Source organism: Natronobacterium gregoryi SP2 (genome assembly GCF_000230715.2).
In the GTDB taxonomy this organism is placed as follows: Archaea; Halobacteriota; Halobacteria; order Halobacteriales; family Natrialbaceae; genus Natronobacterium; species Natronobacterium gregoryi.
The window spans coordinates 985,280-998,860 of the sequence record NC_019792.1; the positions used below are offsets into that span (position 1 = coordinate 985,280).

The window sequence follows — 13,581 nt, forward strand, 5'->3', positions numbered from 1 at the left end:
ACGTCTTCGGTCACCGTCGGCCAGGGTCGTCCCACCCCGAGACCAGTTGCTAACAGCGATCGCCGTCGTCAGCGGAGTCGTCGAAGCCGATCGCGTACCTGCCGCCACAGCGTCTCGGAGACGTCTTGGTGACGTTTCGCCATCATCACCCCACTGTCGGCCTCACGACCGATCGTTTCGGGAATCTGACCGACGAGGACGCGCTGTACCGGTCCGCTCTCGGCCGCACCGACGACCGTCACGTCGTGATCGCCGGTTCGCTCGAGGATCGTCTCTTCGACCGCTCCGTCGAGAACTGTCTGCTCGATCGACGTGACGGCTCCCAGTTCTCTCGAGGTCCGAGTGAGCAGCTCGCGGGCGTCGGCGACGCTTTCCTCGTCGCGGTCGGAGACGACGGTGACGAGTTCGACGCGGGCGTCGTGGGCGCGGGCGAGCGACCCGGCGATCCGCGCAGCCAGGTCGGTGTTCGGTCCGCCTGCGACGGGGACGAGAATCGAATCGATCCCGCCAGCGGATTCGCGATCGATCCGTTCGACGAGCACGTCACACGGTGCGTCTGCGAGTATCTCGTCGATGGAACTCCCGAGAACGACGTCACGCCGCCTGGGACGGCCGCGCCAGCCCAGCAAGATCGCCTCGATCTGTTCGTCCTCGTCCCCGGCAATCTCGAGGATGCCGTCCGCGACGCTCCGCCCGAAGCGAACTCGACCCGCCGCCGACACGTCGCGTTCGCCTGCTCGCTCGAGTGCGTACTCGAGGACGGCCTCGTGGTCGTCGATCTCGAGTTCGTCACTGGCCTGTTCGAGCGTCAACTGCATCGGGACGGTGACGACCGTGACGACCAGAATCTCGAGGTCGCGGTCGCGGGCGAGGTCGGCGGCAGTGTCGAGCAACCTGTCGGCGGTCTCCGGGTTGGCTATGGGGACGAGGAGTCTCTCGGTCGACATCTCGTTTCACGACTCGACGGGGACGCGTAAACCGTCCACGGCCGCGTGCCCGGATGGATTTTGTTTTCGACGTGACGGTCGGGTCGTTCCACGACTGTGTGCCAACTTCTGGGTCACTCAAATGGGTGTTTCACCTTGGAGAGACGATTTGTACGCACCGTCCGAACGACCGGGTATGGATCGACGACAGTTCCTTGCGGCGTCGGGTGTCGGCGCTGCTGCGGTGCTTGCCGGCTGTACCGGGAGTATGACTGACGACGAGCGGGCTGCAACTGGAAGCGACGACGAGATCACCGTCGCCACGAGCGGCGAGGTAGAGGCCGAGCCCGAGGAGGCGACGGTCGACGTCGGCGTCGAAGCGAGCGGCGCGTCGGCCGACGAGGTGACGGACGAACTGGCTGCCGGTGCCGAGCAGTTGCGCGAGACCTTCGACGAACTGGGGATTCCCGATGAAAACGTCGAAGAAGGGCAGTATCGAGTCAGACCGGTTTCGGGACGGGAGGGCGAGGTCGAGGAAATCCGAGGGTCACACTCCTTCGAGGTAACCGTCGACGACATCGACCAGGTCGGCGAGGTCATCGACACCACGGTCGCGGCCGGTGCCGACGATGTCGGTCGCGTCAACTTCACGGTACGTGAAGAAACACGCGAGGAACTCCGGAAAGATGCGATCGACGAGGCCCTCGAGAACGCGGACGAAGAGGCCGGACACGTCGCGTCCAACCGCGGCGTGACGATAACGGGGACGAAGTCGGTGAGTACGAGCGACGTCCGGGTTCACACGGTCAGTCACAGGACGAACTACGAAGTGGCGATGGAAGCCGACGACGACAGTCCAAGTACGGAAATCGACGCCGATCCGGTGAGTGTCTCGGCGTCGGTGACCGTGACATACGGGTTCACCGATAGCTGATTGCGGTGTGAAATCGAGACGGGCGACAGGGTGGGCGACTGCCTAGATTGGCTGCTGGCCGGTGTTTCCGGGACAGAGGCGGTCACAGCCGTGCGATCAACTTGGACGACCGCCGCAGACTGATTGCTGTCCCGACGTCCCGGGACACCCACACTCTGCCCCCGAAGCGGTGACACCGAAAATAACGACGGAAAACCGTATCAGTCGTCGGCGGGAACTGCTCGCTGACTTCGGTCTCCGGCCATCGCGAGGACGTCGTCGAAGAACTCGAGGGTGTCCTCGGGGCCGGGGTTGGCTTCGGGGTGGTACTGGCGGGTGATGACGTCGTGGTCGATCCCGTCGAGGCCCTCGGGCGTGTCGTCGTTGACGTTGATCTGGGTGACCTCGAGGTGGTCGCCGGGGTCGGCGACGGTGTAGCCGTGGTTCTGGGTGGTCATGACGACCTGGCCGGAGTCTACGTCGAGGACGGGCTGGTTGACGCCGCGGTGGCCAAAGTCCATCTTCTCGGTGGTGCCGCCCAGCGCACGGGCGACGATCTGCTGACCGAGGCAGATACCGGCGACGGGGATGTCGTCGACGAACTCCCGGACGAGCGCGACTGCCTGCTCGTAGTTTGCGGGGTCGCCGGGACCGTTCGAGACGAACAGCACGTCGGGATCGACGTCAGTGACGGTGTCGACGGTTGCGTCGTAGGGGAGGACGTGTACCTGTGCGTCGCGGGCGACCAGCGAGTCGACGATCGAGTCCTTCGCACCGCAGTCGATCAGTGCGACGGTCTCGCGGTCGTTGTCCGCGCCGCGGACGCTCGGATCGTCGACGCTGACCTGTGTGCCGATTTCAGTGTGGTCGCTCATCGGCTTGCACCGTTCGAGTTGCTCGAGGGCGTCGTCTTCGGTGGCGTCATCGCCGACGGCGATACCACATTTCATCGCGCCGCCGTCACGAATCTCGGTGACGATTTCACGGGTGTCGAGTCGGTCGACCGCGGGGACGGCCTCGTCGGCGAGCCACGCGGCGACGTCGTCGGTCAGTTCTTTCGCGAGGACTGCACGGGGGTGGACGTGGTCGTCTTCGAACCGTTCTTCGCGGACGCCGTAGTTGCCGATCAGCGGATACGAGAAGGTGAGTACCTGCTCTTCGTACGACGGGTCCGTGAGACTCTCTTCGTAGCCGGTGTAGGCCGTCGTGAAAACCAGTTCGCCACGGGCAGTCCCTGGAGCACGACCACGCCCCTCGATCACGTGGTCACCCTCCAGCGCGACGTATGCTGTCGTCATTACGAACTACGTATTTATTCTACGAGTATAAGCGTTGTCTTCGAAGCTAAGTTGCGAATTTCGCAATTGGTAAGTGGTCGTACAACGTATCTTCACCCCTCCATGGACGAACTCGATCGACAGATACTCGATATTCTCCGGCGAGACGCCCGGACGCCCTACACGGAGATCGCCGACGAGATCGGTACAAGCGAGGGAACCGTTCGTAATCGTGTCGAACGAATGATGGACGACGAGATCATCGAACGGTTCACGATCTCGACCCGGACCGGCAACGTCAAAGCAATGCTCGAGATCAGCGTCGCGGTCGACGTCGACACGAAAAACGTCACCGAGCGAATGGCCGACTGGGAGGAGGTCGACCTCGTCTGGACGGTCTCGGGCGAACAGGACATCGTTCTCATCGTCGACGCCGCCGACACGCGCGGGGTCAACGACCTCATCACGAAAGCTCGCGACCAAGACGAGGTCGTGAACACGAAGACGCGGCTCATACTCGACGAACAACTCGGCTAGTAGCGTCCCAAGTCTACTCTGACTAGTGCACTCTACTCCTGATCGAGAATCGTGATCGGTTTGGGCCAACTCTCAACTAGTCGGTCCACACTTGGGACAGTACTAGTACCGTCCCAACCGTCGACTGACGGGTCGAATCGAGCCACACCGCCAGATTCGACCCATCAGTTCAGGCTTGGCCCGCCACTAGTGTCGACGGCACGAAGCGTCACTTGCCGTATCGACCGTACAGCGACCGGCCGATGTCGATCAGCCGCCAGGCTGGACTGGTTGGTCGCTCCCAGTAGACGTTCGGAACCAAGTCGCCGCCGAACTCCTCTTTGAACCGAAAGGCACCGTCCTCGAAGTTCGCTCCAGCACCGCCGAAGTCGTAAGTCTCGTAGCCGTTCTCGATGGCCCACTGGAACAGGTAGTCGTAGAGCAGTTCGGAGGCGTGATACTCGAAGTATTCGGCGGGCAATCCGGAGAAAAAGCCGTGAACGGACGACTGTTCGTCGTCGAGCAGTTCGAGAAAGCCGCCGGCGTACTCCCCCTCGAGACGAAGCGTCAGGAGTAGGACCCGGTCGTCCATCGCCGTCAGTTGCTCGAAGAAGTCGAACGGGTAGATCGTCCCGTCGACATCTTCCATGTGCTGGCAGTACTTCTCGTAGAACCGCCGCATATTCGATCGCGTCAGTTCCTCCTCGACGATCTCGTGGTCGGTCTCGCGCCCGCGCCGGATCGCCCGGCGCTTCGAACTGTCCATCTCCGCAAAAAGTGCGTCGTATCCTTTCTCCAGGTTCAGGAGGAATCGCCCCTCGACCCGATCGGAGTCGTAGCCGCTCGAGGACAGGTACTCGTCGTACCGGAGGAAGTTCGTGTTACAGGCCCTGATCTCGTGGACGACGGTCCGCCCCGAACAGAGGTCGGGAACGAGGTCGAGTACGCGCGAAAGCGACTCGGAGACATCTGTCGTCAACAGTGGACCGCCGAATCCCGGATAGACCGATGTCATGCGGTTGAACGGCGTCTTCGGCACCTCGACGACGAAATTCGGGAAGAGCCCGATCGGATTCGAGTCCTTCTCGACGACGACGTGACGGGCCGGGTAACCGATCCCGGTCTCGATCGCCGCGAGCCACTCGTAGCGATGGAAGACAGTCCCGAGCTCCGACCCATCGACCACTCCGTTCCACCGATCCGGCTCGACCCCGTGGATAGAATCGAAGACGGTCGCCGTGAGTCCCGACTCGCCATCCGACTCGACTCGAACGGGGTCGATGTCGTCCGCACCCGGCCGGTCCGATTTACCACCCCGCGTCAGTTGCTGGCTCATCGGCCGGTAACTCGTCCGTACCGGCCGTTAGTTATTTTCTCGTACGAGAACCTATCTGCGTAACCAGTTCCTGTATTGGCCCAGTAACTCCTGATCTTCGGGCGTCACCCGTCGACGATAGACCACCGTTACGGTCGATTTTGCCGCCCCTGACCGGATAACAGGCGCCGAATAGTCCCGTACGACGAGGACCGAATTGGATGGAGACGATACTGGTTTCAGGCACCTCCCCGATTGTGCAGATATGAGTACGCAGCAAGATAACCTGGAACACGAAAACGCCAGACAGGACGTGATCGCGGTCGACGCCGACGACAACGAACACGGACTCGTCAACCGACTCGAGGCTCACACTGGCAACGGGGTCCGCCACCGTGCGTTCACGTCGCTGGTCTTCGACGAGGACGATAACGTTCTGCTGGCACAACGCGCCCCCGAGAAGCGTCTTTGGGGTACTTACTGGGACGGGACGGTCGCTTCCCACCCCGTTCAGGGCCAGAGCCAGAAAGAGGCGACCCGACAGCGACTCGAGGAGGAACTCGGGATCACGCCCGGCCAGTACGACGACCTTCGCCTGACCGATCGGTTCGAGTACAAACGCTACTTCGAGAACGCAGGCGTCGAACACGAGGTGTGTGCGGTGCTGAAACTAACGTTGTCCGATCGAACTCTCGACCCCGACGAAGAGGAAGTTGCCGGTCTACTGTGGGTTCCGTACGAACGACTCTCTGCAAATCCGGCGTGGTATCGCCAACTCCGTCTCTGTCCCTGGTTCGAGGTCGCGATGCGTCGCGACGGCGAGTAGCGACTGGACTGCTCGAGTCCAACCGACGGCGGGTAAGTTCCATCCCCTGTTTGATTGAGAACCGGTAACACGCAACAATCTTTATGACACCGACGTTCGTAGCAACGGGTAAGGACCAGATCATCGGTCCACACGACGACATGAGTTCCCCACCACCGGAAGCCGAGACGTTCGAACTGACGCTCTCGAGAGAAGAGCGATGGGTCGTCCACCACGTCCTGACGGAGTGCATCGACGACGCCGTCGACGAAGACGAATCACCGCCCTCCTGGGTGCTCGAGGTACTCGAGACGATCGAGGAGAACGAGGAATCGGACGTGCTAACAGGACCGGAGGGGCGGCAGCTCCACGAGCAACTGACCGACTATCTCGACGAATCCGACGCATCGAAGCAGGACGTCGAACACGGCTCGACGGTCGTCGAACAACTCGAAGCGGCACTCGACTGACCGCTTATGGGCGCGTCGTCGCCCAGACTGCCGTTATCGCCAGCAGAGCCGCTGGGAACAGCGGCAAGACGATCAGCGCGAATCGGTACTCGAGACCCGGCGGAACTAGGAGAATCATCGCTGGCGAGACGATAAACGCGAGCCCCATCACGGCGACGAGTACCCAGCCCCGCCAGTCGAACTCCCGGTCGACGGGCTCGGAGTGGTCTGGCTCGTCGACCCACTCCTCGTCGTCCTCGCGACGGTCGCCGTCGTCGTCGAACTCCGATGGATCGTGGACGTAGCCGTCGTCGCTCGAGGTCACGGGCAAACGTTTCGGTCGACCCGTCAAAGCCCTCACGGTTCCGGTCAGCTAGTACCGTTTTCCCCGTCGGCCAACGGTCGAACCGGTCCACACGATCGGCTTCGGCCCAGCAGTGCAGGGTTTCCGCACTAGCAGCGTCCCAAGTCTACTCTGACTAGTGCGATTTACTCCTGATCGAGAATCGTGATCGGTTTGGGCCAACTCTCAACTAGTCGGTCCACGCTTGGGACAGTACTAGTGCTTTGGCAAGCCTGAACGGATGAGTGAAACCGAATGCGGTCGTCTGGGTTCACTCAGCAGTCGACGGTTGGGACAGTACTAGCTCAGACGGAATGCTGTCCCGATATCCCGGCGCGACCGCAGGAGAGCTCGCGGTTGCGCCGGCACTGACTGACAGCAAACCGTATCAAAGCTCGCTGTCCGGGCGGACGACGACCTTGCCAAAGCCCTTCCGCCCTTCGACGATTTCGTGGGCGCGGGCGGTCTGGCTCATCGGGAGTTCTGCACGGATCGACGGCTCGAACGTGCCGTCCCAGACCAGTTCCATCACGTCGTCGACCTGGCCCGGCGTCCCCATCGTCGAGCCGATGATCTGCAGTTGGTTCCAGAAGATACGTGGAATGTCCGTTTCGGGGTTCGGGCCCGCCGTCCCGCCGCAGGTGACGAGTCGACCGTTCTTGGCCAGGCTCTTGATCGAGTCACGCCAAGTACCTCCAGCGATGTAGTCGACGACGACGTCGACGCCGCGACCGTCAGTTTCCGAGCGGACCCACTCCACGAAGTTCTCCGTCTCGTAGTTGCAGACGTAGTCAGCTCCGTGCTCGCGGGCGTACTCGAGTTTCCGTCTCGTGCTTCCGGTGGCGTATACTTCTGCGCCGACATAGTCTGCGATCTGGACGGCTGCGTGGCCGACACCGCCGCTTGCACCCAGTACCAGGATCTTCTCGCCAGGTTCGAGCTCCGCTCGGTCGATCAGCATCCGCCAAGCGGTCTGAAAGACCAGGCAACTTGAGCCGGCGACCGACCAGTCGACCCTGTCGGGGACAGCGATCAGGTTGTCCGCGGGCACTGCGGCGTACTCGGCGTGGACGCCGGGGACGTGTTCGCCGAGTAAGTGGAAGTTCACACAGAGGGTCGGGTCGCCGTCCCGACAGAACTCACACTCGCCGCAGTTGACTCCCGCCGAGACGGCGACACGGTCGCCTTCGGCAAATCGAGTGACGTCTTTGCCGGTTTCGACGACGACACCGGCCGCGTCGCTGCCTGGAACGTGTGGCAGCTCCAGGTCGAGCGTCGGCAGCCCACGGCGAACCCACACGTCGAGGTGGTTGAGCGCAGCGGCTTTCACGTCAACCAGCACCTCGTCGCGTCCGACGGCAGGGTCGGGATAGTCGCCGTATTCGATGACGTCCGTATCGCCATGCTCGACGATTTTGACCGCTTGCATACAGCGGGTTCGATGGAAACGACGTGTATAAAATGGGACGGTCTCTCCGCGATCCGAAACCGGAAGCCACCGTTTTACTGCTGGGTCGTCGATTCGGACGTATGAACGAAACGGCCTTGGGGCCGACGACAACGCCGGCCAATGACGGAGGGGCGCTCGGCATCGCCGTCGTCACGATCGCTGCGGATCGAACGCTTGCAACCGACGAGGCTGGCGAAGCGATCGTCTCTGCACTTGAGGCGTCCGGCCACGACGTTGCAACGCGAGAACACGTCAGTCCCGAACACGACGGCGTTCAGTCGATCGTGGTACGAGTCATCGAACGGGACGACGTCGACATCGTGATCACTGCTGGCTCGGCAAGCGTCGAACCGGACGACGTCGCTATCGAGGCGGTCGAACCGCTGCTCGACAAGGAACTGACCGCGTTCGGCGAACTGTACACCGCACTCGCCTACGAGGAGGTCGGTACCCGCGCCGTCGCGGTCCGAACCCTCGCTGGCGTCGCCGACGGGAAACCGATCTTCTGTCTCCCGGGTACTGCCGCCGGAGCCCGACTCGGTGCCGAAGAGCTCATTCTTCCGGAGGCCAGACACCTCGTCACTCTCGCGTACGGACCAGAAGAAGATGGGACAGACGACGCAAGCGACAGTTCGTAGCCACGTGAAAGACGCGACACGTCCGAGAGTTACACGAAAACCCGGGACAGCAATCCGTATAGCGGAGCCGCGAGTACCGACGACGCATGGACAAGCAAGCACTGCGCGAACGAATCTGGAACGACCTCGAGGAACGTGGAATTGCACGCTTTCCGTTCCCGCCCCACGGTCGCATCCCGAACTTCGCGGGGGCAAGCGAGGCGGCGGCTCGGCTCACCGATCAGCCCGAGTGGATCGGCGCGGCGACGATCAAGGCGAACCCCGATGCCCCACAACTTCCCGTCCGCAGGGCAGCACTGCGTGCGGGGAAAACGGTCTACATGGCCGTCCCACGACTCGCCGACGAACAGTGTTTCCTGCGACTCGATCCCGACGAACTCGAGGATTACGACGCGGCGACGACCGTCTCGGGGTCTGACGAATACGGAACACGGGTCGCCCCAGCAGATGTCGAGTCGATCGACCTGATCGTCTCCGGCAGCGTCGCCGTCACCGAAGACGGTGACCGTGTCGGGAAAGGCGAGGGGTACAGCGACCTCGAGTACGCGATACTGCGCGAACTGGCACTGGTCGACGACGAGACGACGGTCGCGACGACGATACACGAGCGGCAACTGGTAGGTCCCGACGACGAGGCCACGGCCGCCGCTCACGACGTCTCGATGGACCTGATCGTGACGCCCGAAGCGGCCCGTCGGCCTGCTGGTGGCGAGCAGCCATCCGGCATCGACTGGAAACGACTCGAAGACGAACGACTCGAGGAGATGCCGGTATTGCAGCGACTCGACGAGTAGCGTCCAGAAAGCAAGGGGTTGATCGAGGCGTATTGGGTAACGCCCCGAGCGCCAGAACCGCAAAACGACGTAGGCCGGTGCAGTAGCCCACGTTCGAACGGTGTGGCAATGGTGGGGGGAAGGGTGCTGTGGTGGGATTGCTGGAAGTCACGGGAACAGGCATCGGTGCCTCGGTGGAGTTTGCCCGTCGACCTCCAATTACAGATATGGCTGGCGACCACTTCAACCGGGGCGACAGTATAGAACGCTTACGACGATTCTAGCTCATTTAACTCGGATTTAAATCCCCGATAGGCCGGGCGAAGACGGCTGAAACGAAGATGTAGCTGTCTGTCATAGTTTTAACTGTAAAACCAGTTTCGGTCGAATCGAACGCCGGTCGAATTCAGCCCAGCAACTCTTCAGCGAGTACGTCCGGGCCGATCAACTGAGGATCGACTGCCAGATCGAGCTGGGCTTTGACGAACTCAGGGGTCGTCCGGTCAGCGTAGACGACCGTCTGGAGGTCGTCGTTGAGATCGCAGACGATCGGTATCGTCGTCGCCTGATCGACATCGGTCAGGACGTAGAGATCGGCGTCGACGATACCCGCGTCCTCGAGTTGCGGTCGCGAAACGATACCCTGGAGTCGCCGCACCTCGACGCCTTCGGCCTCGAGTGCCGGTGAGACGTCCGCGTTGTCGGGGCCGGTAACGATCGCGTACGTGTCGTCCTCTCGGTCCGTCATTCGTACTCGATGGTCGCCGGTGGTTTGTGCGTCACGTCGTAGACGACTCGGGCGACGTTCTCGTTCTGACCAGTGATTCGGGACTGGATGCGCTGAAGGGTGTTCCAGTCGATCTCCTGGGCCTTTGCTGTCATTCCGTCGCGAGAGTCGACCGATCGCACGGAGACGACCCAGCCGTGGACGCGATTGTCACCCTTGACGCCGGTCGCCTTCCCGATGACGGCCGCAAGGGCTTGCCAGGGCTCGTACTCCTCGAGTTCGTCCTCGACGACGTGACAGGCGTGGCGGGCGACCTCGAGTTTCTCTTCGGTGACTTCGCCGATGACCCGCACCGCGAGACCGGGACCGGGGAACGGCATCCGTTCGGCGACGATTTCGTCGAGTCCGAGGTGGCGTGCAACCTCCCGCACTTCGTCCTTGTAGAGGTCGCGGACGGGTTCGACGATGCCGTCGAAGTCGACGACCTCGGGGAGCCCACCGACGTTGTGGTGGGACTTAATGCCGCCTTCGCTCTCGATACGGTCGGGGTAGATCGTCCCCTGAACGAGGTAGTCGGCGTCGGCTTCCGTCGCCTCGCGCTCGAACTCCCGGATGAACTGCTCGCCGATGATCGACCGCTTCTCCTCGGGGTCAGTGACGCCGGAAAGCGCCTCGAGGAACCGGTCTTTGGCGTCGACGATCCGCAGCGACTCCATGTAGTCGAACGTCTCCCGGATCTGGGCCGTTTCGCCTTTCCGCATCAGCCCGGTATCGACGTAGACTGGAGTGAGTTGATCGCCGATAGCCTCGTAGGCCAGCGCCGCGGCGACCGAGGAGTCGACGCCGCCCGAGAGGGCGATGACGGCGTTTGCGTCGCCGATTTCGTCTTCGATCTCTGCTACTGCGTCGGGGACGAACGTCTCAGTGTCTACCATCAGTGGGTAACCTCCGTTTCGCTCTCTACGTGCGTGTCCGCGTCGTCAGTTTGTTCGAGCACCGCCTCGACTAGTCCGAGAAACGGCGGGCTGGGCTGTCCGGGGCGGGACGTGTACTCGGGATGGAACTGCGTTCCGAGGAAGTACGGATGGTCCGCGAGTTCGAGAATTTCCATGCGGTTGCCTGCGGTCCCGGAGAAGACGAGCGGCTCGTCTTCGAACTGCTCGAAGTACTCGGGGTTGACTTCGTAACGGTGGCGGTGCCGTTCCGAGCAGGACGTGTCACCGTACAGGTCGTAGGCCAGCGTCTCCGGTTCGATAACGGTCGTGTGCTCACCAAGGCGCATGGTGCCGCCCATGTCTTCGACCTCGTACTGTTCGGGGAGGATATCGATGACCGGGTGGGGTGTGTCCTCGTCCATCTCCGCGGAGTGTGCCCCCTCGAGGCCGAGCACGTTACGTGCGTACTCGACGACGGCCATCTGGAAGCCCAGGCAAAGTCCGAGGAACGGAACGTCGTTTTCACGGGCGTACTGGACTGCGCGGATCTTCCCTTCCGAGCCACGCATTCCGAAGCCGCCGGGGACGATGACGGCGTCGACTTCGTCTAGCTGGTCATCGTAGTCGTCGGCCATCTCGTCGGCCGGAATCCAGTGGACATCGACGTCGACGCCACACTCGAACCCGGCGTGTTTCAGAGATTCGTGGATCGACATGTAGGCGTCCTCCAGATCGTACTTCCCGACCAGTGCGACGTCTATCTCGCCGGATTTCTCGGTGGTGACGATCTCGCGCCACTCGTTTGCTCGCTCGCCTTTCGGGAGTGCCTCGTCGGCCAACCCGAAGTGCTCGAGGACGTACTGATCGAGCCCTTCCTCTTCGACCATCAGCGGGACGTGGTAGATGTCCTCGACATCGGGGTTCGAGAACACCGCATCGGTTGGGATGTCACAGAACAGCGCGATTTTCTCCCTGGGCTCGGGATCGAGCCGATCCTCACATCGGCCGACGATCACGTCGGGCTGGAGTCCGATCGAACGGACCTCCTTGACGGAGTGTTGGGTCGGCTTCGTCTTCTGCTCGCCGTTTTTCGAGTAGGGCACGAGCGTGACGTGGACGAACAAGACATCGTCGTCGTCTTCCTCGTGGGCAAACTGGCGCAGCGCCTCGAGGTAGGGCATCCCCTCGATGTCACCGACGGTACCCCCGACTTCGACGAGACAGACGTCGGTTCCTTCGGCGGCCTCCCGGATGCGACGCTTGATGTCGTCAGTGACGTGGGGAATGATCTGGACCGTTTTGCCCAGATAGTCGCCGGCGCGTTCCTTCTCGATGACGTGCTGGTACGTTTTCCCCGTCGTGACGTTGTGGTCCGAGGTCATGTCGACGTCGAGGAACCGTTCGTAGTTCCCCAAGTCGAGGTCGACCTCGCCACCGTCTTCGAGGACGTACACTTCCCCGTGCTGGTAGGGATTCATCGTCCCGGCGTCGACGTTCAGGTACGGGTCGATCTTCACCGCGGTGACGTCGAACCCGGCGTTTTTCAGGAGCCGGCCGGTGCTTGCGGCCGTGATCCCTTTGCCGAGTCCCGACATGACGCCGCCGGTGACGAAGATGAACTTGTTCCCCAATGAGGGGTCATAATGAGTGTCCGATTCCGTCGGCATACCGAGTGTGCGCGCGAGCAGTTGAAAACGATTTCGGGACTGTGCCGTCTCCGCCACAGCCTGTCATTCCCGAACGTGACACGTCCGAATTCCGAGAGTGGCGCGAACCAGTGTCTCGGACCGTAACAGCCCACACAGGACGGCGACAGTATCGGCGCTCGAAGAAAAAACGACTCGAGATCGATTACACCTCCCCGTCACCTGGACCGTCTTCGGGACACTGACAACGGCCGTTTTCGGTGTCTTGGCGTCCGGAACACACCTCTGAGCTCTCGAGACACTCATGTGCCTCGAGTTCGCGAGCGTGCCGGACCGAGGAACGGAGCCACGACGCGAATGGAGCCCACCGTCCCGTTTACTGCGTGAGGGTCAGACAGCGCGGCCGCAATCGGAGCGCGACCACGCTGGTACATCTCCGGCAGTCCGTCTTGAGCGGGTTCCTGTCCGTCATTGTCAGTGTCCGTCCCGGCGCGGTTGTACCGGGGTATCGGTACAACACCTCGTCTCAGACGGTGTGCTGTCAGTCAGTGGCGGTGCGGTGCGCTCCTGCGGTCGCGCCGGGGCATCGGGACAGCAGTCCGTCTCACTCGTCGTCTTTCCCCTCCATGTAGAGGAACCCCAGCGCAAGGATGACGATGGCCGTTCCGAAATCGTACCCGATGCTGTGCAACCCGAGTCCGAGCAGTCCAAACAGCAAAAGGAGTTCGTCGCCGTACGGAACTTCGAAGAAGCTGGACTGATCGCTTTCATCCGCTGATCCGGTGGTGTCCGACATTGGTCGGACGTGGCGTCCGAAAGTGGTTAAGTATCCCGCCCATTCCCAGTGGTGGGGTTTCACCTCGCTACC

Annotated in this window: 15 protein-coding genes; 6 read left to right on the forward strand and 9 right to left on the reverse strand. The window is 62.1% G+C overall.

Going from position 1 to position 13,581, the window contains the following annotated elements; translation table 11 throughout:
* Positions 1-68: 68 nt before the first annotated feature.
* On the reverse strand, positions 69-947 hold the full coding sequence (locus tag NATGR_RS04815) for a universal stress protein (protein ID WP_005581687.1): 879 nt from the start codon (positions 945-947) through the stop codon (positions 69-71).
* A gap of 175 nt (positions 948-1,122) precedes the next feature.
* Here NATGR_RS04815 and NATGR_RS04820 point away from each other — a divergent pair, with 175 nt between their 5' ends.
* The gene (locus NATGR_RS04820) at positions 1,123-1,860 is read left to right on the forward strand and encodes an SIMPL domain-containing protein (protein WP_005581686.1); all 738 of its coding nucleotides are present in this window, start codon (positions 1,123-1,125) and stop codon (positions 1,858-1,860) included.
* Between the two features lie 200 nt (positions 1,861-2,060).
* On the opposite strand, the gene carA is transcribed toward NATGR_RS04820, so the two are convergent.
* Entirely contained in the window at positions 2,061-3,137 is a 1,077-nt protein-coding gene (gene carA, locus NATGR_RS04825) for a glutamine-hydrolyzing carbamoyl-phosphate synthase small subunit (protein ID WP_015233341.1), read from the reverse strand.
* Between the two features lie 102 nt (positions 3,138-3,239).
* Between carA and NATGR_RS04830 the strand changes: the two genes are divergently transcribed.
* Positions 3,240-3,653, forward strand: a complete 414-nt coding sequence (locus tag NATGR_RS04830) for an Lrp/AsnC family transcriptional regulator (RefSeq protein WP_005581684.1) — start codon at positions 3,240-3,242, stop codon at positions 3,651-3,653.
* A 208-nt stretch (positions 3,654-3,861) separates the two neighbouring features.
* Here the strand turns inward: NATGR_RS04830 and NATGR_RS04835 are convergent, their stop codons facing one another.
* Complete coding sequence (locus NATGR_RS04835) at positions 3,862-4,968, reverse strand: GNAT family N-acetyltransferase (protein ID WP_005581683.1); 1,107 nt, start codon at positions 4,966-4,968, stop codon at positions 3,862-3,864.
* 244 nt (positions 4,969-5,212) lie between these two features.
* Here NATGR_RS04835 and NATGR_RS04840 point away from each other — a divergent pair, with 244 nt between their 5' ends.
* Positions 5,213-5,773 (forward strand): NUDIX hydrolase, encoded by a 561-nt coding sequence (locus NATGR_RS04840; protein ID WP_005581682.1) that lies wholly within the window; start codon positions 5,213-5,215, stop codon positions 5,771-5,773.
* 140 nt (positions 5,774-5,913) lie between these two features.
* The gene (locus NATGR_RS04845; protein WP_074929747.1) at positions 5,914-6,222 is read left to right on the forward strand and encodes a DUF7853 family protein; all 309 of its coding nucleotides are present in this window, start codon (positions 5,914-5,916) and stop codon (positions 6,220-6,222) included.
* A gap of 4 nt (positions 6,223-6,226) precedes the next feature.
* Here NATGR_RS04845 and NATGR_RS04850 read toward each other — a convergent pair whose 3' ends face one another.
* Positions 6,227-6,526 carry a hypothetical protein gene (locus NATGR_RS04850; RefSeq protein ID WP_005581680.1) on the reverse strand — a complete coding sequence of 100 codons (300 nt, stop codon included), beginning with the start codon at positions 6,524-6,526 and terminating at the stop codon, positions 6,227-6,229.
* 406 nt (positions 6,527-6,932) lie between these two features.
* Positions 6,933-7,973: a zinc-binding dehydrogenase gene (locus tag NATGR_RS04855; RefSeq protein ID WP_005581679.1), complete on the reverse strand. Its 1,041-nt coding sequence runs from the start codon at positions 7,971-7,973 to the stop codon at positions 6,933-6,935.
* A 101-nt stretch (positions 7,974-8,074) separates the two neighbouring features.
* Between NATGR_RS04855 and NATGR_RS04860 the strand changes: the two genes are divergently transcribed.
* Both NATGR_RS04860 and NATGR_RS04865 read left to right on the forward strand, forming a co-directional pair.
* A complete protein-coding gene (locus NATGR_RS04860; protein ID WP_015233342.1) occupies positions 8,075-8,632 on the forward strand; it encodes a MogA/MoaB family molybdenum cofactor biosynthesis protein in 558 nt (185 codons plus the stop codon).
* Between the two features lie 86 nt (positions 8,633-8,718).
* Entirely contained in the window at positions 8,719-9,426 is a 708-nt protein-coding gene (locus NATGR_RS04865; protein ID WP_005581677.1) for a 5-formyltetrahydrofolate cyclo-ligase, read from the forward strand.
* A 385-nt stretch (positions 9,427-9,811) separates the two neighbouring features.
* Here the strand turns inward: NATGR_RS04865 and NATGR_RS04870 are convergent, their stop codons facing one another.
* The 4 genes from NATGR_RS04870 to NATGR_RS04885 all read right to left on the reverse strand — a co-directional run bounded on the left by NATGR_RS04870 (position 9,812) and on the right by NATGR_RS04885 (position 13,509).
* Entirely contained in the window at positions 9,812-10,153 is a 342-nt protein-coding gene (locus NATGR_RS04870) for a DUF7126 family protein (protein ID WP_005581676.1), read from the reverse strand.
* Positions 10,150-11,067, reverse strand: coding sequence for a glutamine-hydrolyzing GMP synthase (gene guaA / locus NATGR_RS04875; protein WP_005581674.1), 918 nt, complete (start codon positions 11,065-11,067; stop codon positions 10,150-10,152). The genes NATGR_RS04870 and guaA overlap by 4 nt, the downstream gene beginning before the upstream one ends.
* Positions 11,067-12,734 (reverse strand): glutamine hydrolyzing CTP synthase, encoded by a 1,668-nt coding sequence (pyrG, locus tag NATGR_RS04880; RefSeq protein WP_005581673.1) that lies wholly within the window; start codon positions 12,732-12,734, stop codon positions 11,067-11,069. The genes guaA and pyrG overlap by 1 nt, the downstream gene beginning before the upstream one ends.
* A gap of 583 nt (positions 12,735-13,317) precedes the next feature.
* The gene (locus tag NATGR_RS04885; RefSeq protein ID WP_005581672.1) at positions 13,318-13,509 is read right to left on the reverse strand and encodes a hypothetical protein; all 192 of its coding nucleotides are present in this window, start codon (positions 13,507-13,509) and stop codon (positions 13,318-13,320) included.
* Positions 13,510-13,581: the final 72 nt, after the last annotated feature.

Excerpts from the sequence above, each read along its gene's own strand:
- pyrG (WP_005581673.1), bottom strand. The coding sequence starts at position 12,734 with ATGCCGACGGAATCGGACACTCATTATGACCCCTCATTGGGGAACAAG.
- NATGR_RS04830 (WP_005581684.1), top strand. The coding sequence starts at position 3,240 with ATGGACGAACTCGATCGACAGATACTCGATATTCTCCGGCGAGACGCC.
- NATGR_RS04865 (WP_005581677.1), top strand. The coding sequence starts at position 8,719 with ATGGACAAGCAAGCACTGCGCGAACGAATCTGGAACGACCTCGAGGAA.
- NATGR_RS04835 (WP_005581683.1), bottom strand. The coding sequence starts at position 4,968 with ATGAGCCAGCAACTGACGCGGGGTGGTAAATCGGACCGGCCGGGTGCG.
- NATGR_RS04885 (WP_005581672.1), bottom strand. The coding sequence starts at position 13,509 with ATGTCGGACACCACCGGATCAGCGGATGAAAGCGATCAGTCCAGCTTC.
- NATGR_RS04820 (WP_005581686.1), top strand. The coding sequence starts at position 1,123 with ATGGATCGACGACAGTTCCTTGCGGCGTCGGGTGTCGGCGCTGCTGCG.
- NATGR_RS04815 (WP_005581687.1), bottom strand. The coding sequence starts at position 947 with ATGTCGACCGAGAGACTCCTCGTCCCCATAGCCAACCCGGAGACCGCC.
- NATGR_RS04860 (WP_015233342.1), top strand. The coding sequence starts at position 8,075 with ATGAACGAAACGGCCTTGGGGCCGACGACAACGCCGGCCAATGACGGA.
- guaA (WP_005581674.1), bottom strand. The coding sequence starts at position 11,067 with ATGGTAGACACTGAGACGTTCGTCCCCGACGCAGTAGCAGAGATCGAA.
- NATGR_RS04840 (WP_005581682.1), top strand. The coding sequence starts at position 5,213 with ATGAGTACGCAGCAAGATAACCTGGAACACGAAAACGCCAGACAGGAC.
- NATGR_RS04845 (WP_074929747.1), top strand. The coding sequence starts at position 5,914 with ATGAGTTCCCCACCACCGGAAGCCGAGACGTTCGAACTGACGCTCTCG.
- NATGR_RS04870 (WP_005581676.1), bottom strand. The coding sequence starts at position 10,153 with ATGACGGACCGAGAGGACGACACGTACGCGATCGTTACCGGCCCCGAC.
- carA (WP_015233341.1), bottom strand. The coding sequence starts at position 3,137 with ATGACGACAGCATACGTCGCGCTGGAGGGTGACCACGTGATCGAGGGG.
- NATGR_RS04855 (WP_005581679.1), bottom strand. The coding sequence starts at position 7,973 with ATGCAAGCGGTCAAAATCGTCGAGCATGGCGATACGGACGTCATCGAA.